Annotated in this window: 22 protein-coding genes; 5 read left to right on the top strand and 17 right to left on the bottom strand. The window is 70.7% G+C overall.

Annotated elements, in window-relative coordinates:
• Positions 1-13: 13 nt before the first annotated feature.
• From ACNFOC_RS10910 to ACNFOC_RS10850, 13 genes are all read right to left on the bottom strand, one after another.
• Positions 14-739, bottom strand: a complete 726-nt coding sequence (locus ACNFOC_RS10910; RefSeq protein ID WP_416958911.1) for an SDR family NAD(P)-dependent oxidoreductase — start codon at positions 737-739, stop codon at positions 14-16.
• Between the two features lie 46 nt (positions 740-785).
• Entirely contained in the window at positions 786-1,934 is a 1,149-nt protein-coding gene (locus ACNFOC_RS10905; protein ID WP_416958888.1) for an acyl-CoA dehydrogenase family protein, read from the bottom strand.
• A gap of 11 nt (positions 1,935-1,945) precedes the next feature.
• Positions 1,946-3,091: a thiolase family protein gene (locus ACNFOC_RS10900; protein ID WP_416958887.1), complete on the bottom strand. Its 1,146-nt coding sequence runs from the start codon at positions 3,089-3,091 to the stop codon at positions 1,946-1,948.
• Positions 3,091-3,906, bottom strand: a complete 816-nt coding sequence (locus ACNFOC_RS10895) for an enoyl-CoA hydratase/isomerase family protein (protein ID WP_416958886.1) — start codon at positions 3,904-3,906, stop codon at positions 3,091-3,093. The genes ACNFOC_RS10900 and ACNFOC_RS10895 overlap by 1 nt, the downstream gene beginning before the upstream one ends.
• A 53-nt stretch (positions 3,907-3,959) precedes the next feature.
• Positions 3,960-5,174 carry a CaiB/BaiF CoA transferase family protein gene (locus ACNFOC_RS10890; RefSeq protein WP_416958885.1) on the bottom strand — a complete coding sequence of 405 codons (1,215 nt, stop codon included), beginning with the start codon at positions 5,172-5,174 and terminating at the stop codon, positions 3,960-3,962.
• Positions 5,175-5,190: 16 nt separating this feature from the next.
• Positions 5,191-6,789 carry a FadD3 family acyl-CoA ligase gene (locus tag ACNFOC_RS10885; RefSeq protein ID WP_416958884.1) on the bottom strand — a complete coding sequence of 533 codons (1,599 nt, stop codon included), beginning with the start codon at positions 6,787-6,789 and terminating at the stop codon, positions 5,191-5,193.
• A 15-nt stretch (positions 6,790-6,804) separates the two neighbouring features.
• Entirely contained in the window at positions 6,805-7,947 is a 1,143-nt protein-coding gene (locus ACNFOC_RS10880; protein WP_416958883.1) for an acyl-CoA dehydrogenase family protein, read from the bottom strand.
• Positions 7,944-8,915, bottom strand: a complete 972-nt coding sequence (locus ACNFOC_RS10875) for an acyl-CoA dehydrogenase family protein (protein WP_416958882.1) — start codon at positions 8,913-8,915, stop codon at positions 7,944-7,946. The genes ACNFOC_RS10880 and ACNFOC_RS10875 overlap by 4 nt, the downstream gene beginning before the upstream one ends.
• A gap of 2 nt (positions 8,916-8,917) precedes the next feature.
• Entirely contained in the window at positions 8,918-9,718 is an 801-nt protein-coding gene (locus tag ACNFOC_RS10870) for an enoyl-CoA hydratase/isomerase family protein (protein ID WP_366095211.1), read from the bottom strand.
• Between the two features lie 82 nt (positions 9,719-9,800).
• Positions 9,801-10,601, bottom strand: coding sequence for a FadR/GntR family transcriptional regulator (locus ACNFOC_RS10865; protein ID WP_416958881.1), 801 nt, complete (start codon positions 10,599-10,601; stop codon positions 9,801-9,803).
• A gap of 114 nt (positions 10,602-10,715) precedes the next feature.
• On the bottom strand, positions 10,716-11,483 hold the full coding sequence (locus ACNFOC_RS10860) for an SDR family NAD(P)-dependent oxidoreductase (RefSeq protein WP_416958880.1): 768 nt from the start codon (positions 11,481-11,483) through the stop codon (positions 10,716-10,718).
• The gene (locus tag ACNFOC_RS10855; protein WP_416958879.1) at positions 11,484-12,650 is read right to left on the bottom strand and encodes an acyl-CoA dehydrogenase family protein; all 1,167 of its coding nucleotides are present in this window, start codon (positions 12,648-12,650) and stop codon (positions 11,484-11,486) included.
• Positions 12,651-12,696: 46 nt separating this feature from the next.
• Positions 12,697-13,314, bottom strand: a complete 618-nt coding sequence (locus ACNFOC_RS10850) for an HAD family hydrolase (protein WP_416958878.1) — start codon at positions 13,312-13,314, stop codon at positions 12,697-12,699.
• A gap of 141 nt (positions 13,315-13,455) precedes the next feature.
• On the opposite strand from ACNFOC_RS10850, the gene ACNFOC_RS10845 reads away from it, so the two are divergent.
• From ACNFOC_RS10845 to ACNFOC_RS10835, 3 genes are all read left to right on the top strand, one after another.
• Positions 13,456-13,836 (top strand): DoxX family protein, encoded by a 381-nt coding sequence (locus ACNFOC_RS10845; protein ID WP_405969636.1) that lies wholly within the window; start codon positions 13,456-13,458, stop codon positions 13,834-13,836.
• Positions 13,833-14,300, top strand: coding sequence for a peroxiredoxin (locus ACNFOC_RS10840; protein ID WP_416958877.1), 468 nt, complete (start codon positions 13,833-13,835; stop codon positions 14,298-14,300). Before ACNFOC_RS10845 ends, ACNFOC_RS10840 begins: the two co-directional genes overlap by 4 nt.
• 64 nt (positions 14,301-14,364) lie before the next feature.
• Positions 14,365-16,716 carry a SpoIIE family protein phosphatase gene (locus ACNFOC_RS10835; protein WP_416958876.1) on the top strand — a complete coding sequence of 784 codons (2,352 nt, stop codon included), beginning with the start codon at positions 14,365-14,367 and terminating at the stop codon, positions 16,714-16,716.
• Positions 16,717-16,742: 26 nt separating this feature from the next.
• Here ACNFOC_RS10835 and ACNFOC_RS10830 read toward each other — a convergent pair whose 3' ends face one another.
• Entirely contained in the window at positions 16,743-17,177 is a 435-nt protein-coding gene (locus ACNFOC_RS10830) for a cupin domain-containing protein (protein WP_416958875.1), read from the bottom strand.
• A 143-nt stretch (positions 17,178-17,320) separates the two neighbouring features.
• Positions 17,321-18,151: an aldo/keto reductase gene (locus ACNFOC_RS10825; protein WP_416958874.1), complete on the bottom strand. Its 831-nt coding sequence runs from the start codon at positions 18,149-18,151 to the stop codon at positions 17,321-17,323.
• A gap of 158 nt (positions 18,152-18,309) precedes the next feature.
• Between ACNFOC_RS10825 and ACNFOC_RS10820 the strand changes: the two genes are divergently transcribed.
• Positions 18,310-19,290 carry a TauD/TfdA dioxygenase family protein gene (locus ACNFOC_RS10820; protein ID WP_416958873.1) on the top strand — a complete coding sequence of 327 codons (981 nt, stop codon included), beginning with the start codon at positions 18,310-18,312 and terminating at the stop codon, positions 19,288-19,290.
• 8 nt (positions 19,291-19,298) lie between these two features.
• Here ACNFOC_RS10820 and ACNFOC_RS10815 read toward each other — a convergent pair whose 3' ends face one another.
• Both ACNFOC_RS10815 and ACNFOC_RS10810 read right to left on the bottom strand, forming a co-directional pair.
• Positions 19,299-20,327, bottom strand: coding sequence for an LLM class flavin-dependent oxidoreductase (locus tag ACNFOC_RS10815; protein WP_416958872.1), 1,029 nt, complete (start codon positions 20,325-20,327; stop codon positions 19,299-19,301).
• A gap of 72 nt (positions 20,328-20,399) precedes the next feature.
• Positions 20,400-21,905: a metallophosphoesterase family protein gene (locus ACNFOC_RS10810; RefSeq protein ID WP_416958871.1), complete on the bottom strand. Its 1,506-nt coding sequence runs from the start codon at positions 21,903-21,905 to the stop codon at positions 20,400-20,402.
• Positions 21,906-21,993: 88 nt separating this feature from the next.
• Here ACNFOC_RS10810 and ACNFOC_RS10805 point away from each other — a divergent pair, with 88 nt between their 5' ends.
• A complete protein-coding gene (locus ACNFOC_RS10805) occupies positions 21,994-24,282 on the top strand; it encodes a zinc-dependent metalloprotease (RefSeq protein ID WP_416958870.1) in 2,289 nt (762 codons plus the stop codon).
• Positions 24,283-24,489 lie beyond the last annotated feature (207 nt).

The following is a 24,489-nucleotide window of genomic DNA, read 5'->3' as shown; positions in this document are numbered from 1 at the left end:
ACGCCTTCGTGACCTACACGCTGTACCCGCCGTCGACTCCCAGCGCCTGCCCGGTGATGAACCCGGCCCGGTCCGAGGCGAGGAACGCGACCGCCTCCGCGATGTCGGGCGCATCGCCGAAGCGGCGCAGCGGGATGTTGCGCCGGGTGACGGCGAGTGCGGCCTCGTCCAGTTCGCCGGAGCTGATCAGACGGCCGGCGATACCGTCGTTGAGCATGCCGGGTGCCACGCAGTTCACCCGGACGCCGTAGCGGCCCTCCTCGGCGGCGAGTGCCCGGGCCACCGCCTCGACCGCGCCCTTCGCGCCCGACGACAGTCCGTCCCGTACCGGGAAGCGGCGGGTGGCGACGGTCGTCACGGCGACGATGTTGCCCCGGCTCTCGCGCAGCAACGGCAGTGCGGGATGTACCAGGTTGAAGAACGCCACGGCGTCGCCCTCGAGTTGGGCGCGGTACTCGCCCGGCGTCACCTTGCTCAGGTGCCGCATCGGTACGTGCGGGCCCGCCGCGTACACGAGGGTGTGGATGCCCCCCGCTGTCTCCGACACGGCCCGCGCCGTGGCGGACTCGTCGGTCAAGTCCACTCGTGCCGACCGGACTTGACGGCCCAGCTTCGTCACCTCGGCGGCCACCGCGTCCGCCGCCTCCTGGTTGGCGCGGTAGGTGAACACGATGTCGCTGCCGCGCTCGGCGAGGAGCCGGACGATCGCCGCCCCGATCCCGCCCGAGCCGCCCGCCACGAACGCGACACCTGGTCTGCTGGAGAAGTCCGGCACCGTGACCGCCTCACAATCCGAGGGACTTGGCGATGATGACCTTCATGACCTCGCTGGTACCGGCGTAGATGCGGGTGATGCGTGCGTCCGCGTAGAGCCGGGCGATGGGGTATTCCAGCATGTAGCCGTAGCCGCCGAACAGTTGCAGGCAGCGGTCGACCGCGCGGGCCTGCATCTCGGTGCAGAAGAGCTTGACCTTGGCGGCGTCGGGTCCGCTCAGCTCGCCCGCGACGAGTTCGAGTACCGCACGGTCCAGCATCGCCTGCGCGGCCTCGATCTCGGCTGCCACGGCGGCGAGTTCGAACTTGGTGTTCTGGAAGGAGGCGACCGTCTTTCCGAACGCCTTGCGCTCCTTGACGTACGCGATCGTCGTGTCCAGCGCCGCTCGTGCCTGCGCGACCGAGCCGACCGCCACGGTCATCCGCTCCTGCGGCAGGTTGTTGCCGAGGTAGCTGAACGCGGCGCCCTCCTCACCGAGCCGGTTGGCGACCGGGACCCGTACGTCGTCGAACGCCAACTCCACGGTGTCCTGCACCTTGATGCCCAGCTTGTGCAGCACCCGGCCGCGCGTGAAGCCGGGCATGCCGTCCTCGATGACCAGCAGGGTGAGCCCTGCGCGGCGGTTGTCCGGGTCCGTCGAGGTACGGGCCACGACGATCACCAGGTCGGCGAGGAGCCCGCCCGTGATGAACGTCTTCGCGCCGTTCAGAACGTACGAATCCCCCTCGCGTACAGCGGTCGTACGGATCCCGGCGAGATCGGAGCCCGTGCCGGGTTCAGTCATCGCGATGGCCGTCAGCAGCTTCCCGGACGCCAGGCCGGGGAACCAGCGCTCGCGCTGATCCCGGTCGGCGTAGGTGAGGAAGTACGGGAGGACGACGTCGAGTTGGGTGCGTACGGTGCCCAACGTCACCAGGGCGCGGGCGGATTCCTCCTGGAGGACGACGTTGTAGCGGTAGTCGGCGAGGCCCGCACCGCCGTACTCCTCGGGGACGGCCGTGCCCAACAAGCCCAGCGAGCCCAGCTGTTCGAAGAGCGCGCGGGGGAGCCGGCCGGCCTCCTCCCACTCGGCGTAGCGGGGGACCACCTCCTTGGCGATGAAGTCCCGCGCGAGGCGGCGGAACGCCTCGTGGTCGTCGGTGAAGACGTCTCGGCGCACAACATCCCCTGTCAGGAAGCGAGTTCGACGACGGTGGCGTTGGCGGTGCCGCCGCCCTCGCACATGGTCTGGAGGCCGTAACGGATGCCGTGGTCCCGCATGTGGTGGATCATGCGGGTCATCAGGACCGCGCCCGACGCGCCGAGCGGATGCCCGAGCGCGATGGCGCCGCCGAGCGGGTTGAGCAGGGCCGGGTCCCCGCCGGTCTCGGCCAGCCAGGCGAGCGGGATCGGCGCGAAGGCCTCGTTGACCTCGAAGACGCCCACCTCGGAGAGTCCCACTCCCGCCTTGCGGAGCACCTTCTCGGTCGCCGGGATCGGTCCGGTCAGCATGAGGACCGGGTCGGAGCCGGTGACCACGCCCGCCCGGTAGCGGACGATCGGCGACAGCCCCAACTCGCGTGCCTTCTCCGGGGTTGTGACCAGCAGGGCTGCCGCGCCGTCGGAGATCTGCGAGGAGTTGCCCGCGTGGATCACCCCGTCCTCCTGGAAGGACGGTTTCAGCCTCGCGAGAGTGTCGACGCCGGTACCGCGCCGTATGCCCTCGTCCGCGCTCACCGTGTTCGTGCCGTCGGTCACCGGCACGATCTGCGCGTCGAACGCCCCGCCGTCCTGCGCGGCCGCCGCCCGCTCGTGCGAGAGAGCGGAGAACTCGTCGAGCGCGCCCCGACCCAAGCCCCACTTCTGCGCGATCTTCTCGGCGGAGATGCCCTGGTTGAAGGAGAACCCCTCGTAACGGGCGAGGACTTGGGGGCCGTACGGCATCCCGCCGGCGCGCGACGCCCCGAGCGGTATCCGGCTCATCACCTCGACGCCGCCCGCCACCACGACGTCCTGCTGGCCGGACATGACAGCCTGGGCGGCGAAGTCCAGCGCCTGCTGGCTCGATCCGCAGGCCCGGTTGACCGTGGTCCCCGGGATGGTCTCGGGCCAGCCCGCGGCCAGCACCGCGTAGCGGCCGATGTTGCTCGACTGGTCGCCCAACTGGCCGACGCACCCCCACACCACGTCGTCGATGACCTCGGGGTCAAGACCCGTGCGGTCGACGAGCGCGTTGAGGACGACGGCGGAGAGGTCGGCCGCGTGCACACCGGCCAGCCCGCCGTTCCGTCTGCCGACGGCGGTGCGGACCGCCGCCACCACCACTGCCTCACGCATCACATGTCCTCCGTAGCTGTCGGCACGGCTGCTCCTGGCGCCGCTGTACCCGGCACCGCCCAGCGACCCGTGTAGCGAGGCGGGCGCTTCTCCACGAAGGCGGCATACGCCTCCGGGACGTCTGCCGTGGCGAAGTTCATGGCTTGCGACCGTGCCTCCCCGGCAAGGGCCTCGCGCAGGGTGCGATCGGCGTTCTCGTTGAGGAGCGCCTTGTTCTGAGCTAGGGCGACCGGCGCTCCGGCCACCAGCCGGGCGGCGAGGTCGTCCACGAAAGTGTCGATCTTGTCGGCGTCCACGACCCACGTCACCAGGTTCAGTGCGTGGGCCTCCTCGGCGCCGATCGTCTCGGCCAGCAGCACCAGCCGCTTCGCCTGCTGCAACCCCACCAGCTTCGGCAACAGCCACGAGCCACCGCAGTCCAGGGACAGGGCGCGGCGGGCGAAGATCTGCGAGAACGTGCTGTGCGGAGTCGCCACGACGAAGTCGCAGCCCAGGGCGAGATTCCAACCCGCCCCCACCGCAACGCCGTTCACCTTGGCGATGGTCGGGATCGGCAACTCGTGCAGCAGCAGCGTGACCTCGCTCAAGGTCCGCATCCGGTACAGAGGATGCTCGGTGCTCACGCCGTTGCGGATGTCGGCCCCGGAGCAGAACGCGCCGTCGGCACCGGTCAGGACCAGCGCCCGCACCGTACGGTCGCTCGCCGCTGCCGAGAGCGCCGTTCTCAGGGCGTCCCACAGTTCGGCGTCGATCGCGTTCTTACGGTGGGGCCGGTTCAGGGTGAGTGTCCGAACACCCTCGGCGTCGCTCGTCACGAGAACCGGCTGAACCGAATCAGCTGGCTGAACCGAATGAACCGGCTGTTCACTCATCGCACCGCCCCCTGCGCCCGGAGAACGGCGATCTCCTCGTCCGCCAGCCCGAGTTCGGCGAGCACGGCGTCCGTGTGCTGGCCGAGAGCGGGAATCGCACCCATCGGCGGGTCGTACCCGGCGATGACCGGGGGCGGCAGCAGCGCCGGTACGGGACCCGACGGCGTGTCGATCTCGCGCCAGCGGTCGCGGGCCTGGAGATGAGGGTGGGCGATGACGTCGTTGGGCGTGTTGTAGCGGGAGTTGCCGATCCCGGCCGCGTCCGCGCGGTCCTGCACCTCGGCGAGGTCGTGCCACGCGCACCAGGCGGAGATCTCCGGCTCCAGCACGGCACGGTGTTCCACCCGCCCGGCGTTGCTCCGGAAGCGCGGGTCGTCCGCCAGATCCGGCCGGTCGATCAACTCCCGTGCCAGGCGCTGCCATTCACGGTCGTTCGTCGTGCCGAGGACCACGGTGTGGCCGTCGGCGGTGCGGTGGGCGCCGTACGGTGCGACGGCGGGGGAGCTCATGCCGAGCGGCTGTTGCTCGATTCCGGAGTGGCGGGTGTAGGTGAGGGGATACCCCATCAGCTCCGTCATCGTGTCGAACAGACTCACCGCGACGGACGAGGCCGCGGGCCCCACCCCGCGTTCCCTGCCGCACAGCAGCGCGACGATCGACAGGGCCGCGTACAGGCCGCTGCTCACGTCGGCCATCGGCGGTCCCGGCTTTGCGGGTGCTCCGGGGTGGCCGGTCACCGCGCAGGCGCCCGACTCGGCTTGTACGAGGAGGTCGTAGGCGCGCTTGTGGGAGAGGGGGCCGCCGGGGCCGTATCCGTCGATCTCGACGGCGATGATTCCGGGGTGACGTGTCTTCAAGTCGCCCGGGGAGATGCCGAGTTTGGCCGTGGTCCCGGGTGTGAGGTTGGAGACGAGGACGTCGGAGCGTTCCAGCAGCCGGTGCAGGACGCCCATGCCGCCGGGCGTCTTCAGGTCCAGGGCCACCGACTCCTTGCCCCGGTTGACCCACACGAAGTGCGCGCCCAGGCCCTTGACCACGTCGTCGTAGTGGCGGGCGAAGTCGCCGCCCCTGGGGTTCTCCACCTTGATCACGCGGGCGCCGAAGTCGCCGAGCGTGCGGGTGCACATGGGAGCCGAGATCGCCTGCTCCAGGGCCACCACGGTGATTCCGGCCAGCGGCCCGGTCGTTGTCGTCGTCTCAGAACGCGGCATGTCGGAACTCGTCATCTCAGATCGTCGCGTCTCGGCTCGCGGCCGTGAACTGTGCCCGGAGTTCGTCCTTCAGGACCTTCTGGCTCGCGTTGCGCGGGAGTTGGTCGACGAAGCGGACATGCCGGGGGACCTTGAAGTTGGCCATGTGCTCGCGGGCCCAGGCGATGACCTCGGGTTCGGTCGGCGTCCGTGCCGGGGGCGCGACCACGAAGGCGCAGCCGACCTCGCCGAGCCGTTCGTCGGGAACCCCGATCACGGCGACCTGCTGGACGCTCTCGCAGCCGAGAAGCAGCTTCTCTATCTCCGCCGGGTAGGCGTTGAAGCCGCCGACGATGTACATCTCCTTCTTGCGGTCGACGATGGCCAGATTGCCGTCGTCGTCGAGCCTGCCGACGTCCCCGGTGTGCAGCCAGCCCTCGGCGTCGATCGTCGCGGCGGTGGCGTCGGGGTCGTCCCAGTAGCCGCGGGTGACGTTGTAGCCCCGGACGAGGATCTCGCCGTCGAGGCCGATCGGGACGTCGAGACCGTCGGCGGCGACGATCCGCACCTGGACACCGGGAATGGCGCTTCCGGTGGTGTGAGCGACCGTCTCCTCGGAGTCCCCGACGCGGGTCGTGGTCACCAGCGCCGTCGACTCGGTCAGGCCGTAGGCGCTCATCACGATGTCGAACGACAACTCCGTTTTCATGGCGCGGATCAGCGATTCCGGAATCGTCGTACCGCCCGTCATGGAGACCCGCAGCGACGACAGGTCGTGCGCGGCCCGGGCCGGGTGGTTGACCAGGTCGTGGAAGATGGTCGGCGGCCCCAGGAGAATGCTCACCCCCTCCCTCGCGATGAGATCCAGCGCGCGCCCGGCGTCGAACACGGGCATGGGAATCACGGTCACGCCGTGCATGAGGGAGGCCAGCCAGCCCGCCTTGTAGCCGAAGCAGTGGAAGAACGGCGGGATCACCAGGAAGGTGTCGGAGGCCTCGAAGGTGTACTCCTTCGCCATCCACCCATAGGCACGCAGGGACTGGCCGTGGGTGAGCATCACGCCCTTCGGATGGCCGGTCGTGCCGGACGTGAACATCACGTCGGACACGTCGTCCGGCGTCAACCGGTCGATCGACTCATGGGCCGCAGCCGCGGAAACGCCTTCTCCCGCGCCGAGAAAGTCCTTCCAGGTGAGTTCGGCCGCGCCCTGCGGGCCGAGAACGGACACCGTCTTCCGCAGGGCCGGCAGTTCCGGATCGGCCTTCCGCAGTTCGCCGATGTAGTCGTTGCCCAGGAAGGGCGAGGCGAACACGGCCGCCGCCTCCGACTTCCGCAGGATGTAGGCGATCTCCTGCGCCTTGAACCGCGTGTTGAGCGGAACCAGGATGGCTCCGGCGCCGTGGATGCCCAGCGCGGTGAAGATCCACTCCGCCGAGTTGGGGGCGCACAGCCCGACCCGGTCCCCCGGCTTGATGCCGAGCCCCATGACGGCGCGGACCGAGTCGACCATCTGCTCCTCCAGCTCCCGGAACGTCCACCGCCGGTCACCGTCGATGAGCGCCGTGGCGTCCCCGAAACGCCTGGCCGCCAGCCTGATGACGTTGGGGATGCTCAGGAATTCGTCGTCGTAGCGCATCAGTTGGCTCCAGGGCTAGCCGTTCGAGGGCAGATGCAGGATCCGCTTGGCGATGATGTTCCGCTGGATCTGGGAGGTGCCGCCGTAGACGGAGGCCGCACGGGAGTAGAGGTAGTCGCCGAACAACTCGCCGCCCTCCCCGGAGAGTTCGTCGGGGAAGACCTCAAGTGCCGTGTCGTACAGCTGCTGTTCGGTCCTCGTCATCAGCAGTTTGTCCACGGACGACTCCGGGCCGGCGACCTGCCCGGCGAGACGTTCGGCGGTACGGCGGCGGGCGTGCGCGACCAGGACCTCGTAGTCCACGACACACCGGCCGATCCGGGACAACAGGCCATCGGGGAGGCTGCCTTGGTGCTCGACGGCATGCCGCCGCAGCCGTTCGACGAGGAGGCCGTACTTCGAGATGTGCCCGGTGTCGAGGGCGTTGCGCTCGTACGACACCGTCGTCATCGCCAGCGCCCAGCCGACGCCCTCGGCGCCGACGCGTTCGGACTCCTCGATGCGGACGTCGTCCAGGAACAGCTCGCAGAACTCGTCGTCGCCGTTGGCCGCGCGCAGCGGTCGCACCGTCACTCCGGGCCGGTCCAGGGGCAGGACGAACGCCGAGATGGACTTGTGGGCCGGTGCCGAGCGGTCGGTGCGGGCCAGCAGCAGGCACAGGCCGGAGTACTGGGCGTAGCTCGTCCAGAGCTTCTGCCCGCGCGCCGTGTAGTGGCCGTCGACGTGCCGCTCGGCGAAGGTGCTCATGCCCGCCAGGTCCGAACCGGCACCCGGCTCGCTGAAGCCCTGGCACCACACCTCGTCACCGGCCAACATCCGTGGCAGGAAGGCCAGTCGCTGCTCCTCCGAGCCGAACTCCAGCAGCGCGTGGGCGAGATAGCCGATCCGGGGAACGCCCGGGGCCCGGCAGGCGCCCAGTTCGTCACTGATCGCCACCTGGTGCAGCGCGGTCAGGCCCCGGCCGCCGTAGCGCTCCGGGACGTCGAGGCCGACCCAGCCGCCCGAGTGCAGCAACCGGTGCCAGCGGCGCAGGAAGACCGGTACGGGCTCGCCCGACTCCCGCTCGGGGAGCGGGTGTTCGGCCAGCCAGGCACGGAACTCCCGCCGCAGCCGGTCCAGATCGGCCGGGTCACCGAAGTCCAGCGGGGTGTCGGTCATCGCGTCACCTCCGGTACGGCCAGCGCGGGGAGCAGATCGGCCGTCGTGGCGAGCAGCGTCGAGCCCAGCCGCACCTTGCGCAGATACAGGTGGGCGACGTGCTCCCACGTCTGGGCGATACCGCCGAAGACCTGCATCCCGGAGTAAACCGCCTCCAGCGCCGAGGAGTTGGCCTCCGCCTTGGCGACACGCGCCGCCGCCAGGGCCCGCTCCGGTGGTTCGTTGTCGAGACACCAGGCCGCGTAGCGCGTGACGCTGGTGCACGCCTCCACCAGGACTGTCGCGTCCGCGAGGAGATGCTGTACGGCCTGGAAGGAGCCGATCGGCTGTCCGTACTGGCGGCGGACGCGGGCGTACTCGACCGCCTGTTCCACGAACGAGCCTGCCGCGCCGACGAGTTCGGCGGTCACGACGACAAGTGCGTAGGCCTGCCACCGGAGTCGGTCGGGTGGGGTGAGACGGCCGACGGCCTCCACGGGGGCATCCGATGGCACCGCGCGCACCGAGCGCAGGAGGTCGGTGCTCGGCGCCGCCGGTCCCAACCCGACCCTGCTCACCACTCCGTCGGCGGTGACGCAGAGCGCGCTGTCGGCTCCCTCGCAGTCCCAGGCGACGAGATCCGTCGGCGTCCGTCCGGGGAAGCGGAGTTCGCGGGTGAGCGCGATGGCGGGGGTCGACCGTGGGGTGTCGTCGCCGAGCAGGCGGAGCAACTCGGGTGCCAGGAGGACCGTGCCGAGCAGGGACGTCGTGAGCGGGTGGCGGCCGTGTTCCTCCGCGAGCAGCGCGCACTCCTGTGCCGTCGCCGCCGGGGGAGAGGTGCGCCGTAGATCTGCCAGACCCAGTTCGGCCAGGGCCTGTTGGGCGGCCGTACGGGTGGACGGCTTCACCTCGTCCGCCGATGTCACGCCGAACCGGGTCGCGAGTGAGCGCACCATGTCGCGGACCAGGACGAACTCCTCGCGGTCCACGCTCAGTTCTCCTCGGGGGGGTTGGCGCGCCGTTCGGCGCGGGCCGCGAGTTCGGTGATGATGCGGATGTGGTCCGGGCTGGTCATCGTGGCCCGCTCGGCCATCAGCGCCGCTTCCATCCCGCCGCGCGACACCTGCTCGACGACCGCCGCGAGGGCCAACTTGGTGGCGCGGAGGGCCTCGGCGGGCTGCGCCGCGAGCCGGTGGGCCAGGGCGAGTGCCTCGCGCATCAGGTCGTCGGGCGGGACCGTGCGGTTGGCGAGGCCGAGTTCGACCGCCTTGGGGGCGGGGATACGGTCCCCGGTGAAGAGGTACTCCTTCACGCGCAGCAGGCTGGTGAGCATCGGCCACAGGGTGACTCCGCCGTCGCCGGCCACCAGGCCCACCGAGATGTGCGGGTCCGCGAAGTAGGCGTCCTCGGAGATCAGCACCAGGTCGCAGGCGAGGGCGAGGCTGCAACCCAGGCCCACCGCCGGGCCGTTGACGGCGGCGATCACCGGCAGCGGGAAGCGGATCATCTCCGTCTGGATGGTGCGGTCGAGACGGATCGACCGCTCCCGCAGCTCCGGATCGGTGTGGTGCCGTAGGAGATGGTCGAAGTCGCCGCCCGCGCTGAACGCGCGCCCCGCGCCCGTGAGGACGACGGCTCGGGCCTTGGTGTCGTCCGCCAGCTCGCGCCACACCTCCGACAGGCGGCGGTGCAGTTCCTCGGACACGCCGTTCAGCCGGTCGGGGCGGTTCAGGGTGACGATGCGGACGTCTCCGTCGGCGGCCACGGTCAGCACGGGAGTCACCTTGCTCATACCGGGATGGTATTAAAGGTCAGACCGATACTGTCAATGGTGTTGCACGAAGAGGAGAATCACATTCTCGCGCTCGGACGGGTCAGTTCTCGGGATCCGTGAGCTCCACGCCGTCCCGGCGGTCCACCTCGGCGGCGGCCCGGGCGAAGCCGCACACATGGCGCGTCATCCGGCGCATCGCCGCCTCGCTGTCGCGGTCCCGGATCGCCTCGGTGATCCGGGCGTGCGCGCGGGCCGTGAGCTTGCGGATGTCCGCGTCCATGAACTGCTCGATGTTGGTGGCCGCGTGGATCGACTGCGAGAGAGCGCTCATGAACCCGATGAGAAGCTCGTTCTCGCCGGCCCTCGCCACGGCGTTGTGCCAGCGGATGTTGGCGCGCAGGAAGCGCTGGATGTCCTCGCCCGCCGAGACCAGGTCCGTGTGGGCGTCGTCCAGCTCCGCGAGGTCGGCGTCGGTGCGCCGCCTGGCCGCCAGTGCCGCGCACGCGGGCTCGATCGCCTCCCGCGTCTCGTGCAGGTCCTCAAGGCGGATGCGCTGTCCCCGGATCACCAACCGCACGGTGTTGGCGAGCGATTCACGGCCCGGCCGGTGCACGAAGGCGCCGCCCCCGCGCCCCGGCCTGATCTCCAGGAGCCGTTCGACCTCCAGGATGCGCAGCGCCTCGCGCACCGTCGCCCGGCTCAGCCCGGTCTGCTCGACCAGCTGCCGTTCCGGCGGCAGCGCCGTACCCTCGGTGAACTCCCCGGAGAGGATCCGCTCGCGCACCTCCGCCGCCAAGACGTCCGAGGCCTTGGGGACGGTGAGCGTGTCGAAGCGCGGCCGGGGTTCACCGGTGGCGGCGCGCCCCCGGACGGTGCGGGAAGGGTGCTCGGCGCTCTGCACAGGTTCAGGCCTCTCGTCGGAAGCCGCGCTCTTCGGCCTCTTTGGCTGAACCATTCAACACAGCACGCGCGCCGCCTGTCACATCACCGTGCCGCGCGGCACGCACGTCGCCCGTCACATGACCATGCCGCCGTCCACCGGCAGGACCTGCCCGGTGATGAAGGACGCGGCGTCCGAGGCGAGGAACACGAAACTGCCCGCGATCTCCGCCGGCTCGGCCCACCGGCCCAGCGGAATGCGGGCGAGCATCTGGGCCGAGAACTTCTCGTCGGTGCGGATGGTCTCCGTCATGGGTGTGGCCGCCAGCGGTGCCAGGGCGTTGACCAGCACGCGTCGACGCGCCAGTTCGCGGGCCAGGGACTTCGTCAGGCCGATGATCCCCGCCTTGGCGGCCGAGTAGTTGACCTGCCCGAGCGTGCCGACCAGGCCCGCCGACGAGGTGACGTTGATGATCCGCCCCCTGCCGTCGTCCGGCAGGAACGGCAGCGCGGCCTGCGCGCAGTGGAAGGTGCCCATCACATGGATGTCGAGGACCCGCCGGAACGCCTCTTCCTCCAGCTTGTCGAACATGGCCGGCGCGATGACCCCGGCGTTGTTCACGAGGATGTGCAGCGTCCCGTCGGCGAGCGCCGCCGCGCGTGCCACCGCCGCGTCGGCGGCGGGCCGGTCCCGTACGTCGAGTGCGGCGCTGTCCGCCGTCAGGCCCGCGGCGCTGATCTTCCCCGCGACGGCCGCGGCGGCCGACTCGTCGACGTCGGTCACCAGCACCGCGGCACCCGCGCGCGCCAGGGCCTCGGCGACCGCGGAACCGATGCCGCCCCCGGCGCCGGTGACCAGCGCCGACCGGCCCGTGAGGTCGAACAGCCCTGTGCTGTCGGTCATTCAGTAGCTCCTCGGGAGTCCCAGCGTGTGTGATCCCAGGTAGTTCAGGATCATTTCCTGACTGATCGGTGCGATGCGCATGAGGCGGGCCTCGCGGAAGTAGCGGGCCACGGCGTACTCCTCGGAGTAGCCCATGCCGCCGTGCGTCTGCACGGCCCGGTCGGCGGCCGTGAACCCGGCGTCGGCGCACAGGTACTTGGCGGTGTTCGCCTCCCGCCCGCAGGGCCTCCCGTTGTCGTACAGCCACGTCGCCTTGCGCAGCACGAGCTCGGCCGCGTCGAGGCGGGTGAGGGAGTCCGCGAGGGGGAACTGGATGGCCTGGTTCATGCCGATGGGCCGGCCGAAGACGATGCGCTCCTTGCCGTACTGCACGGCCTTGTCGAGCGAGGCCCGGCCGATGCCGAGGGCCTCCGCGGCGATCAGCATGCGCTCCGGGTTGAGGCCGTCGAGGAGGTAGCGGAAGCCCTGGCCCTCCTCGCCGACGCGGTCCTCGACCGGGATGCGCAGGTCGTCGATGAAGAGTTCGTTCGAGGTGACGGCGTTGCGGCCCATCTTCGGGATCGGGCGGATGTCGATCCGGTCGCGGTCGATGTCCGTCAGGAACAGGGTCATCCCGTCGGTCTTCTTGGCGACCTCGTCCGCCTTGCTGGTGCGGGTCAGCAGCAGGATCTTCTCCGACTCCACGGCCTTGGAGATCCACACCTTGCGGCCGTTGACGACGTAGTGGCCGCCGTCCCGTCGCGCGTACGTCGTGATGCTCGCGGTGTCGAGTCCCGCGCCCGGTTCGGTGACGCCGAAGCAGACGTGCAGGTCGCCGGAGGCGATGCGCGGGAGCGTCCGCCGTTTCAGCTCCTCGGAGCCGTGCACCACCACCGGATGCATGCCGAAGATGGACAGATGGATCGCGCTGGCCGCGTTCATCCCGCCGCCCGAGCGTGCCACCTCTTCCAGCAGCAGGCTGGCCTCGGTGATGCCGAGGCCGTGGCCGCCGTACTCCTCCGGGATCGTGATCCCGAGCCAGCCGCCGCCCGCGACGGTGTCGTAGAACTCCGTCGGGAACTCGTGCGCCTGGTCCTTCTCCATCCAGTACTGGTCGTCGAAGTCGCGCAGCAGTCCGGCGACGGACTTGCGGATCGTCTCCTGGTCCTCGGTCAGCTCAAAGTCCATGGAATGTGGACCCTTCTCCGGTTCCGGTTGCGAAACATATCAAAGGTCAGACCGAAACTGTAGGGTCCAGATGTGCGGTGATCCGCGCGACCGTGCCGGCGTTGCCCTCGAACAGGTGCGCCTGCATCCCGGCGGCACGGGCGGCCTCGATGTTGGGAGTGAAGTCGTCGACGAACAGGCAGTCGCCGGGCCGCACTTGGAGTCGGGCGCAGGTGATGGCGAAGGCCCGGGGGTCGGGCTTGCGGACGCCGGTCTCGTGCGAGTAGACGATCTCGTCGACCAGCCGGTCGAAGCCGTACGCCGTCGACTCCAGCTCACGGGCGCCCACGAAACTGTTGCTGAGGATGCCCAGCCGGCAGTGCGGACGCAGTCCCGCCACGTAGTCGATGAGTCCGGTGTTCGGGGTGCCCAGGTACTCGTCCCACAGGTCGGCCATGAAGGACTCGGTGTCCACCGGGCCGAGTCCCAGCCGGGCGGCCACCTGGTCGCGCACCTCGTTCTCGGTGATGGTCCCGATCTCTCCGGCCTCCCACACGTCGGTCAGTCGTCGGTCCGCCGTGCCCGGGGAGAGGCCGAGGCGCTCGTCCCAGCGGGGGAGCCAGCCCGTGCGGGGAGTGAGTTCCAGGACACCGCCGATGTCGAGGATCAGGCAGCGCACGTTCATGCGGGTTCCTCTCGTTCGTCTCCGCACGACCGTCGGGCCTCACCTATGGACAAGGTCAACCGTCACCGCTGGACAAGGCCGACCGTCGCCGCCCTTCTACCGTGGAGTAACATCGCGCGGCAGGCCATCAGAGGAGGAACCGTGCCACGGTCCGAACGCTCGTCGCTGCTGCTCGCCGGTCTGCTGGCGACCGCGGGGGTCGCCCACTTCGCCTCGCCGCGACAGTTCGACGCGACGATCCCGCGCTCCCTGCCCGGGTCGCCCCGCGCCTGGACGTACGCGAGCGGTGTCGTCGAACTGGCGCTGGCCGCGGGGATCGCGGTGCCGCGTACCCGGCGTACGGCCGCGCTGGCCGCGGCGGGATTCTTCGTGGGCGTGTTCCCCGCCAACGTGAAGATGGCGCTGGACTGGCGGGACCGCCCGACCCCGCAGAAAGCGGCGGCCATCGGGCGTCTGCCGTTGCAGGTACCCCTCGTACTGTGGGCCCGTAGTGTCGCGAAGAATGGGGAGGGACGGTCATGACGGGACGCCTGAACGTCGGTGACAAGGTCGAGGACTTCACGCTGCCGGACGAGACCGGTGCCGAGCGCAGCCTCACGGAACTGCTCGCCGAGGGGCCGGTGGTGCTCTTCTTCTATCCGGCCGCCCTGTCTCCCGGCTGCACCACCGAGGCCTGCCACTTCCGTGATCTGGCCGCCGAGTTCGCGGCCGTCGGCGCGCGGCCCGTGGGCATCAGCGGCGACTCCGTCGACAAGCAGCAGGAGTTCGCCGGGAAGCACACCCTCGGCATGCCGCTGCTCTCGGACGCCGACGGCACGATCCGGGAGCGGTTCGGGGTGAAGCGCGGGTTCTCGCTGGCGCCCACCAAGCGGGCCACCTTCGTCATCGGCGAGGACCGCACGATCCTGGAGGTCGTCTCCAGCGAACTGCGGATGAACACCCACGCCGACCGGGCCCTCGCCGCACTCCGCGCCCACCGGAAGTGACACAGGGGCCACAAATGCCGTAGCGCGGTTGTTGCGGCGCGGTAATAGGACCATCCTGGACGATATGGAGCAGGCCTCCGCCGCAGCGGTCATCAATGCCCGAGGCATCGTGACGGGGTGGAGCGACGGTGCCCGGACACTGACGGGATACCCGGCCGAGGAGGCCGTGGGCCGGTCGGTGGGGGCACTCCTCGCCGAACCTCCCTCCACCACGGCCGTGGCCGCGCTGGAGGGACCCCTGGTCCTACGGCACCGGGACGGATCCCCGCTCCCGCTCACCGTGCGGGCCTGCCCGGTGCTCGGCGCGGACGGCGCACCGCACGGATACGTCCTCACCGCCGAACCCCGACCCGCACTCGAACCCACACCCGCGCCCACCTTGGCCGAGCAGGCCTTCCAGCAGGCGTCGATGTCGCTGTCCGTCTTCGACACCGAGCAGCGCTACCTCCGCCTCAACGACGTCGCCTGCCGCGTGATGGGAGTGCCCGAGGACGTCCTGATCGGCCGGTTCTTCCCGGAGAGCGTCGAGGACGCCGATCACAGCCGGAGCTTCCTGGCCAACCTGCGCCTGGCCGCCGAGACGGGCAGACCGGTCCGCTACAACAGCTGGGCGGGCGCTCCCGCCCTGAACCGGGAGCACGCCTGGAGCATCGAGATGTGGCCCCTCAAGGACGACTCCGGCTGCGTGACCGCGGTCGCCCTCGCGGCGTTCGACAGCACCGAGCAGTACCTCGCCCAACAGCGGCTGGCCCTGCTGAACGCGGCGGCGGTCGGCATCGGCACCACCCTCGACGTGGTCCGCACCGCCGAGGAACTGGTGGAGATCCTCGTGCCGCGCTACGCCGACTTCGCCAGCGTGGACCTGCTCCCGTGGGTGCTCGGCGCGGACGAACCACCGCCGGCCCCGGACGGCGAGATCGTGCTGCGGCGCGTCGCCCACGGCTCCGTCACCGAGGGCGCGCCGGACGCCGCCGTACCCCTGGGGCAGACGGACGTCTACCCGCCGTTCTCGCCGCCCGTGCGAGCCCTGCGCGAGGGACGGGCGGTGCGCAGTCAGGCCGGTGAACCGGACTTCGTCCGCTGGGTCGAGGACCGCAACGCCCGCTCGCCCGAGGGGATTTCGCACCGCAAGGGGGTCCACTCGATGATCGCGGTGCCGTTGCGGGCGCGGGGCACCACGCTCGGTGTCGCGGTGGGGGTCCGCATGGCCCACCCGGACGACTACGTCGCCGACGACGCCGTACTCGCCGAGGAGTTGGCCAGCCGCGCCGCCGTCTGCATCGACAACGCGCGCCGTTTCGCCCGGGAGCGCTCCACCGCGCTCGCCCTCCAGAGCAGCCTGCTGCCCAGGGACTTGCCCGGGCAGGCGGCCGTCGAGGTGGCCCACCGCTACCTGCCCTCCGGATCGCTCGCGGGCATCGGCGGCGACTGGTTCGACGTCATCCCGCTGTCCGGCAGCCGGGTCGCCCTGGTCGTCGGCGACGTCGTCGGACACGGCATCCCGTCCTCGGCGACCATGGGCCGGCTCTGCACGGCCGTCCGCACCCTCGCCGACGTGGACCTGCCGCCCGACGAACTCCTCACCCACCTCGACGACCTGGTCACCCACCTCGCGACGGACGACACCGGCGACGAGGTCGCGGAACTCGGCGCCACCTGCCTCTACGCCGTCTACGACCCGGTCTCGCGCCGCCTCACCATGGCCGCCGCCGGGCATCCACCGCCGGCCGTCGTCCTGCCCGACGGGACCGCGAGCCTCGTCCCCATGACCGCCGGACCACCGCTCGGTGTCGGCGGACTCCCTTTCGAGGCAGTGGAGTTGGAGCTGCCCGAGGGCGCCGTCGTCGCCCTGTACACGGACGGCCTGATCGAGGACCGCGACCGCGACGTCGACCACGCCACCGCCGAACTGTGCCGCGCGCTCACCGCGTCCGCCGAGTCGCTGGACGAACTGTGCGACTCGGTGCTGAAGGCCGTGATGCCGGAGGAGCCCAGCGACGACGTGGCTCTGCTGCTGGTGCGCACCCGCGCACTGGGCGCCGACCGGGTCGCCACCTGGGACATCGACCCCGACCCCGCGCACGTGGCCGGGGCCCGGCAGTCCGCCACCGAGCAACTCACCGCGTGGGGACTGGACGAGGAGTCCTTCGTCACCGAACTCGTCGTCAGCGAACTCGTCACCAACGCCATCCGGTACGGCGAACCGCCCATCCAGCTCCGCCTGATCCGCGACCGCGCCCTCATCTGCGAGGTCTCCGACGGCAGTTCGACCTCACCGCATCTGCGCCGCGCCCACGCCTACGACGAGGGTGGACGCGGACTCCTCCTCGTCGCCCAGCTCACCCAGCGGTGGGGCAGCCGGCAGACCGACGGCGGCAAGACCATCTGGGCCGAACAGCCGCTGCCTCCGGACTGACCGGACCGTTCGCCGACCGGGCGGGCCTACTCGAAGGGGCACCCGGGGTTCGGCGCGTCCTCCGAGAACGGCGATCCGTGCGGCAGGACGTACAACACGTCGAGGACGAGAGGGACGTTCCCCAGATTGCGTCCGATGTGCACATTGCCCGAACCGGCCGGCTCCTGGATGGGGCTGCCCGCCCGGTACACGCCGTCGGAGGCGCAGCTGGAGTCGAAGTGGCTGAGCGTGCCCTGCTTGACGATGCCGTAGAGGGGACCGTCGTGGTAGTGCCAGCCGGTTGCCTGGCCGGGCGGAATGGTGATCTCGCGCAGGGTGTAGTCGGTGTCGCCGATCGTCGTCTGGCTGATCAGCCGGGCGGTGACTCCGGGCCCCGCCGGGGTCGCCTGGGCGGCGGTGCCGACCAGCAGAGCGGCGGCGGCCACCGACCCGGTCACGGCGGTACGGAACGCGGTGCGCATACGGGAACCTTCCGATGAGATCGTGAGCATCCGCCGTGAACATAGAGGCAGGGAAGGCGAGTTGGGGGCAGAAACGCCAACATCCGCACCCTGAACCCTCAGACTCCCGAAGCTCCCGGCCACCTCCGCGATTCCTCGGGCGCTCAGAACTCCTCGTGCGTCTCCGGGTCCCCGCCCAGCCGCTGCGGCAAGTGGTCGGCGATGGCGGACAGTTGGGCCGGGCCGAGCTCGAAGCCGAAGATGTCGAGGTTCGCGCGCTGCCGGTCGGGGTCCGCCGACTTGGGGATCGGAAGGGCCCCGAGCTGCGTGTGCCAGCGCAGCACCACCTGGCCGGGTGTCACGCCGAAGGCCTCGGCGACGGTCACGACAGTGGGGTCGTTCAAGAGCTCGGAACCGCGTCCGAGAGGGCTCCAACTCTCCGTGAGAACACCCTTCTCGGCATCGAAGGCACGCAGTTCGTCCTGCGGGAACAGAGGGTGCAGCTCGATCTGGTTGACGGAGGGCAGGACGCCGGTCTCCTTCTCCAACTGCTCGATGTGCCCGGGGGTGAAGTTCGAGACGCCGATCGACCGGACGAGACCCTCCTCACGGAGCTTGATCATCGCCTTCCAGGAATCGACGAACTTGCCGACGCGGGGCAGCGGCCAGTGGATCAGATACAGGTCCACGTACTCCACGCCGAGCCGCGCCCGGGACTCCTCGAAGGAGGCGAGGGTCTCGTCGTAGCCGTGGTGGCGGCCCGGCAGCTTCGTCGTCACGACGATCTCCTCGCGCGGCACCCCGCTGCGGGCGATGCCACGGCCGACGCCGGTCTCGTTGCGGTAGTTCGTCGCCGTGTCCACCAGGCGATAGCCCATGCGCAACGCGCCGTCGACGGCCTCCTCGGCCGTCGCGTCGTCCATCGGCCAGGTACCCAGGCCGATGGCGGGGATCTTCGTGCCGTCGTTGAGCGTGTGCGTCGGGATGCTGATCACGGTCGGGCCTTCCCTTGACTGTGCGGTACACCCAGTATGGGCGACCGGAACCTCTGTCGCCCTGTGCGGGGATCGCTGACACGATCTTCCTTGGAATCGGTACGACCTGGGTACGACCAGGTACGGACGACCCATCGAGCACGGACGACGGAGCACGTATGACCACGGACAGCAGCGGTACGACGACGGACGGGACGGTGCGGGTGGACGGCATGGAGGTGCGGCCGGCCTCCGGGCACATCGGGGCCGAGATCACCGGTGTCGACCTGGCCGGTGAACTCGACGACGCCGTGGTCGCCGCGATCCGGGCGGCGGTGCTGCGCTGGAAGGTCGTGTTCTTCCGGGACCAACGGCTCGATCACGCCGGGCATGTGGCGTTCGCGCGCAGGTTCGGGGAACCGGTCGTGCTCGGGCGGCGCGGCGGCGCGTCACCGGCCGGCTTCCCCGAGGTCGAGACGACCGCCGACCGGCTGGAGCTGGGCGGCCGGTTCGGCATGGAGCACGAGGAGTGGCTGGAGCGGCGCAGGCACACACTCCTGCGCGGCTGGCACTGCGACCACGGCGCCCGCGTCGACCCGCCCGCCGCGACGATCCTGCGCGCGGAGACCGTCCCGCCGTACGGCGGCGACACCACCTGGGCGAATCTGGCGGCCGCGTACGCCGGACTGTCGCAGCCGGTACGGGAGTTCGTGGACGGGCTGCGGGCCGAGCACCGGCTCGGCGTCGGCTATCAGCCGCGGCCCGGCGACGACGCGTACGTCCGCCACCTCCTGGACCACCAGGTCGCCTCGGTGCACCCGCTGGTACGGGTGCACCCCGAGACGGGGGAGCGGGTGCTGTTCGTCAACGGCTACTACCTGGAGCAGATCACCGACGTCTCCCGCGCGGAGAGCGCCGCGATCCTGGAGATGCTGCTCGCGCAGGCGACCCGGCCCGAGTACACGGTCCGGTTCCGCTGGGAGCCGGGCAGCGTGGCCTTCTGGGACAACCGGGCCACCATCCACCTCGCCCCCAGCGACAACGCCCACCTCGGCTTCCCGCGGACCATGCACCGCGTGATGCTCACCGGCGACATACCGGTCGGCGTCGACGGCAAGCTCTCGGACCCGATCGTCGGTACCGAGCCCGGCCGCTGGTGACACCGAGGTCAGACGGTGGGCTTCCACCCGAGCGCCGGCCCCAGCTTCGTCGCCATGTCCGTGAGGATCTGCACGTAGTCCTCGTGCTCGAAGGTGAACGGCAGCGCGAACGCCACCTCGTCGATCTCCCTGAACGCGGCGTGCGCGTGCAGGAGTTCGGCGATCTCCTCCGAGGTGCCGACGATGTCCGGCGCGAACATCAGCCGGGCCGGTCCCTGCGGTGACGTCGTACGGGGAGTGCGCTTGCGGGCGAACTCCTCGTACCTCGCGCGCTGTTCGGGCGACGCGGAGTCGGTCGGGATGACCACCAGGCCCTGGGAGACGCGGGCGGCGTCGCCGTCGGGGTGGTGGGCGCGGAACGTACGGATGTGGGAGAGCTGGATCTCGGCGAAGTCCCTTGACTCGTCCGGCCCTTCGGCCTTGACGACACTGCTCGTCAGGAAGTTCATCCCGTGCTCGCCGGCCCACCTCGCCGAGCCCGCGCTGCCACCGCCGTACCAGAGGCGACGGCCCAGACCGGGCGAGTGCGGCTGCACCCGGTCCGAGAACACTTCGAAACCCACGACCCCGCTGAAGTCGGTGGCCGGCTCGCCCCGCACGAAGTCCAGGAGGCGGCGCACCCGTTCGTAGCTGAAGTCCTCGACGTCGGCGGTGTCGGGGTACAACGCCTCCTTGAGCTGGTCGAAGTGCATCGGCGGGCCGACGCTCACACCCGGGTTGATGCGGCCCCCGGACAGGATGTCGACGGTCGCCAGATCCTCCGCCAGCCGCAGCGGGTTCTCCCAGCCGAGCGGGATCACCGCCGTGCCGAGTTCGATACGGCTGGTGCGCTGCGAGGCCGCCGCCATGACCGCGACGGGGGAGGAGATGCCGTACTGGAGATGGCGGTGGCGCAGCCACGCGCTGTCGAAGCCCAGGCGCTCGCCCAGTTCGATGATCTCCAGCGTCGACTCGTGGCCCCGGCGCGGATCGGCCTCGTCGAAGAGGCCGATCGTGAGGAAGCCCAGCTTCCGCAGCGGGCGTGAGGTGGGCGGCACGGGCTCCTCCGGCGGTCGTACGTCGGTTCTGTTCTGTCCTGATGGTGACAGGAGAACATTGCGGGCGGGTGATCAGCGCAGCGGGATGGTGATCTCGTCCTCGACCGGCGGGTCGATCTCCTGGGCGTGGTTGCCGGTGGCCGCGAAACAGCGCAGGCGGATCGCGTCCGGGGTGACGTCCAGCCGCAGGAAGCACTTGAAGAACGGCGGGCTGTACGTCACCGAGCCGGGCGAGAAGAGCTGGGTGTAGATCTTGCGCACCGGGAGGCGGAAGCGCGAGCGGCGGTCGGGACGGCCCCCGGCGCCCAGCAGGCTCGCGACCAGGCGGATGCGACGGGTGATCCGGACGGGCGGGCCCGGGGTGCGGGTCGGCGGGATGCCGAGGCGCTCGCAGATCACGGCCGACGCCTCGGCCTCGGTGAGGGTGAAGAAGCGGCGCAGGTGCAGTCGGCGGCCGTACAGCCGGCTGTAGAAGGCGAGGGAGTCGCCGCGCAGCGGATAGCAGCGGAAGTCCTGCTCGGTGACGTGTCCGATGTCGACGCGCGGCACGGTGTGGGTCGCGTGCATGAACGCGCCGCCGCCGCCCGAGACCACGTACTGGAGGGTGCGGCCGTCCGCCAACTGGACCGGATAGCGCTGGTAGTTGTGGATGTCGCCGCCTATCGCGGCGACGAAGTGGTGGGCCGGATCGCTGACGATGCCGTCGACCGTACCGCCGCCCTCGATGGCGCAGGGATGGTGCTCGCCGTCCACGTACAGGGGTGAACCGGTGATGAGGATCTTCGGCGTGGGCCCCTTCGCCACCTCGCGCAGCCAGGCGCCCTGTTCGGCGTCGATCGTGCCCAAGAGGCCCGTGTCGATACCGATGATGCGGACCGGTCCCGCGTCGATCGCCCAGTACGGGCCCGGCTGCACGGCCTGCTGGACCGGCGAGGAACGCAACTCCCGGGCCTTGTCCAGGCGTTCACCGTCGGACGGGCGCGGGTGGTGCCACAGCAGCGACCGCCACCAGGCGCGCGTCAGAGGGCGCGGCGCCTTCGGCGCGGGCAGCGCGGGCGCGTCGTCGCAGAAGACGCGCATGAAACCGCCGAGATCCTCGTACCAGTCGTGGTTGCCGGGTATCGCGTAGATGGGCGCCGGATAGGCCTGGTACGGGCGGAAGAACTTCGTCTCGTAGTCGTCCGCGGTGCCGACGGGATAGATGACGTCACTGGCGACGACCGCGAAGGCCGTTTCCTGACTGGCCTTCAGAAAGCCCGGTACGACGGCGTATTGAGGATCGTCGCCCTCGCCGGTGTCACCGATGACCATGAAGGAGAAGGTGTCGGGATCGTCGCGCCGGATCACCTTGTCGGCGGCTGCTCCGGCGGCCGCGCGCTGCGCCACCCAACGGCTGCGGGTGTCGCCGGTCGGGTCCCCGAACCAGGACGCCAGCACACCGTTGCGTGCGGCCCACAGGGTCCTCGGGTCGAGCCACGAGACCTTCTTGACGTGGGACGGCATGAGCTGCTGATACGCGCCGCGCTCCCCGGCGCCCCAACCGGCGCCTGCGGGAGTATCGCGTGAAGATTCAGACACCGGTGCACCGTAACAACGAGCCAACGCGGTGCTGGAGGCAGGGGCCTGACAACATCAACTCGACGTTGCTCAACCGAAAGGCCCCCGCATGCCCGGCGAAGCCGACTTCATCGATCTGATCCCCGACCCCGAACTCCGTTCGGACCGGCTGCTGTTGGGCATCCGCCACTTCGACGAACCCTTCCTCCTCTCCGTCTCCCTCTCCCAGGGCCTGGGCTCCAGCGACCTCTGGCTGGACCGGGGGAAGGCGGGCAGGACATGGCTCGCCGAGTTCCGCCGGGTCGGCGACCGGGTCCTGTTCGCCGTCCGCAACAAGCACTTCCTGACCTCCGGCGACGCGGCCGCCGTACGGGCCGGGGACGAGTCGTTCGCGCTGTCCGTGCTGTGGAGCGGGCCCGTGCTGCGCGAGGAGAACGGCGCGGCGGTCGTGGACGCGACCGGGCTCGTCGTCGCCGACCACGACGCGATCGCCGAGCATCTGCACGCCCGCGAGCAGGGCGACTACACGGTCGACGCGTCCACGAGCCTCCCGCTCGTCGCCGACAGCCGCACCGGCCCCACCGCCGTCCGGCTGCCCGCGCTGCTCACCTTCCGAGGTCCCGGCCGGGGACCGGCGGTCCGGGCGGTCGCCGCCGACCCGCGCGCCCTCACCGTCGTCCAGCAGCTGAACCTGCTGCGGCTGCCCGCGTCCCCGCTGCCCGTCCGGCGTTACCACCCCGCCTCGGGAGGCTACGGCATGGGCTACGCCGACCACGGCCTCGTCGGTCGGGCGAGCACCCAGGTCAAGCTCCAGCCCCGCTTCCGCGCGGAACCCGGCGGCGCCCCGATCGTCTTCCGGATCGACCCGGCCGTCCCGGAGCCGTTCCGCTCGGCGGTCGTCGAGGGCGGCAACTGGTGGCAGCAGGCCTTCGCCCGGATCGGACTCCCCGACGCCTACCGGGTCGAACCCGGCGACGACGGCTTCGACCCCTACGACTCCGACGTCAACGGGGTGGTCTGGGTGCACCGGGCGGGCCGCGGCTGGTCCCTCGGCCAGGGCCTGACCGACCCGCGCACCGGCGAGATCCTGCACGCCCGGGTACGACTCGGCTCCCAGCGCGTCGAACAGGTCCGCGCGCTCGGCGAGTCCCTCCTCGCACCGTACGGCCGCCCGGACGAGGCCGAACGGCTCGCCGCCGTCGAGGAGTTGGTGCTCGCCCGGCTGCGTCAGCTCGCCGCGCACGAGATCGGCCACGCCCTCGGCTTCATGCACAATTTCGCCAGTACGCAGCACCCCGAGCCGTCCGTCATGGACTACCCGCACGCGCGCGTCCAGGTCACGGAGGAGGGCGACCTCGATCTGTCCGCCGCGTACGGCACGGGACTCGGGCCGTGGGACCACTTCCTGGTCGCGCATGGCTACGGCCGGTTCGGTGAAGGCGCGGAGGAGACCGCGCTCGTCCAACTGCGCGCCGACGCGGCCGAGTCGGGCCTGATCTACCTCTCCGACGAGGACGCCCAGGGCCCGAGCGCCGCGCACGCCGACGCCGTGACCTGGGTCAGCGGGCCGGACGCCCTCCAGGCGCTGGAGACGATGCTGCGGGTCCGCCGTATCGCACTGGACGGCTTCTGCCGCGGGGTGCTGCCGCCCGACCGGCAGACCGGTGAACTGGAGGAACGGGCCGTCCTGTTGCACCTTCTGCACCGGCACGAGGTGACGGCCGTGGCCCGGCTGGTGGGTGGGGTGCGCTACGCGTACGGCCTCGCGGGCGAGGACGGCCGGGGTGCACAAGGGGTCGACGCGGCCACTCAGCACACGGCGCTGACCCGCCTCGCCGAACTGCTGCGGGCCGAGCAACTCGCCCTGCCCGGCTCGGTGTTGGACACCCTCACCCCGCCCGCGATCCGCTACGACCGGACGGATCAGTACCTCGACACCGGTGCCGGGCGGATCTTCGACCCCTTGGAGGCCGTACGGGTCGCGACCGCGCTGGTCACGGAGGACCTGCTGGACCCGGCCCGGCTCAACCGCGTGGCCTGGCAGCATGCGGCCGACCCCGCGGCGCCCGGTGTCACCGACATCGTCGACGCACTCCTCGCCGCCACCTGGCGCCGTACCGACCCGGTACCCGTCGAGCTGCCCGGCGGGGCCGCCGTGCAACACGCGGCCGACTGGACCCTCCTGAACCACCTGCTGACCCTGCTCGACGACACGGCTCTCCACGCGCCGGTCCGCATGTCGCTGCGGGGTGCCGTGCGGCGCCTCGGGACGGAGCTGCGGTGCCAGGGCGAGGAACAGGCGCGTGAGGCGGGCGAGTTGATCCGGGCCTTCCTGGCCGATGCCGGGTCGGTGCGGGTCGATCCGCTGCCCAGGGTGCCGCCGGGCGCACCCAACTGAGCCTGCCGTAGGGCCACTTGACGGCTACGGCAGTGGCTGGCTCAAGTCGGGCCGTGGTGTGCGGTGTTGGTCACCATTCACCGGGGTGGCGCGGGGTGCCGTACGGATCGGGGCGGCCGCGTGCGGGAGCGGGAGCGGCCGGGGTGGTGTGGGCGCCGCGGGGATTCGGCGGCGACGGGATGACGGGGCCGCCGTACGGGGCCGGTC

It is taken from the genome of Streptomyces colwelliae (assembly GCF_048158785.1).
In the GTDB taxonomy this organism is placed as follows: Bacteria; Actinomycetota; Actinomycetes; order Streptomycetales; family Streptomycetaceae; genus Streptomyces.
This window is presented reverse-complemented; position numbering and strand designations above follow the sequence as displayed.

Coding starts and splice junctions, on each gene's coding strand:
- ACNFOC_RS10850 (WP_416958878.1), bottom strand. CDS start 13,314: ATGAACGTGCGCTGCCTGATCCTCGACATCGGCGGTGTCCTGGAACTC.
- ACNFOC_RS10830 (WP_416958875.1), bottom strand. CDS start 17,177: ATGCGCACCGCGTTCCGTACCGCCGTGACCGGGTCGGTGGCCGCCGCC.
- ACNFOC_RS10885 (WP_416958884.1), bottom strand. CDS start 6,789: ATGCGCTACGACGACGAATTCCTGAGCATCCCCAACGTCATCAGGCTG.
- ACNFOC_RS10840 (WP_416958877.1), top strand. CDS start 13,833: ATGACGGGACGCCTGAACGTCGGTGACAAGGTCGAGGACTTCACGCTG.
- ACNFOC_RS10855 (WP_416958879.1), bottom strand. CDS start 12,650: ATGGACTTTGAGCTGACCGAGGACCAGGAGACGATCCGCAAGTCCGTC.
- ACNFOC_RS10880 (WP_416958883.1), bottom strand. CDS start 7,947: ATGACCGACACCCCGCTGGACTTCGGTGACCCGGCCGATCTGGACCGG.
- ACNFOC_RS10900 (WP_416958887.1), bottom strand. CDS start 3,091: ATGCGTGAGGCAGTGGTGGTGGCGGCGGTCCGCACCGCCGTCGGCAGA.
- ACNFOC_RS10860 (WP_416958880.1), bottom strand. CDS start 11,483: ATGACCGACAGCACAGGGCTGTTCGACCTCACGGGCCGGTCGGCGCTG.
- ACNFOC_RS10805 (WP_416958870.1), top strand. CDS start 21,994: ATGCCCGGCGAAGCCGACTTCATCGATCTGATCCCCGACCCCGAACTC.
- ACNFOC_RS10835 (WP_416958876.1), top strand. CDS start 14,365: ATGGAGCAGGCCTCCGCCGCAGCGGTCATCAATGCCCGAGGCATCGTG.
- ACNFOC_RS10870 (WP_366095211.1), bottom strand. CDS start 9,718: ATGAGCAAGGTGACTCCCGTGCTGACCGTGGCCGCCGACGGAGACGTC.
- ACNFOC_RS10820 (WP_416958873.1), top strand. CDS start 18,310: ATGACCACGGACAGCAGCGGTACGACGACGGACGGGACGGTGCGGGTG.
- ACNFOC_RS10890 (WP_416958885.1), bottom strand. CDS start 5,174: ATGCCGCGTTCTGAGACGACGACAACGACCGGGCCGCTGGCCGGAATC.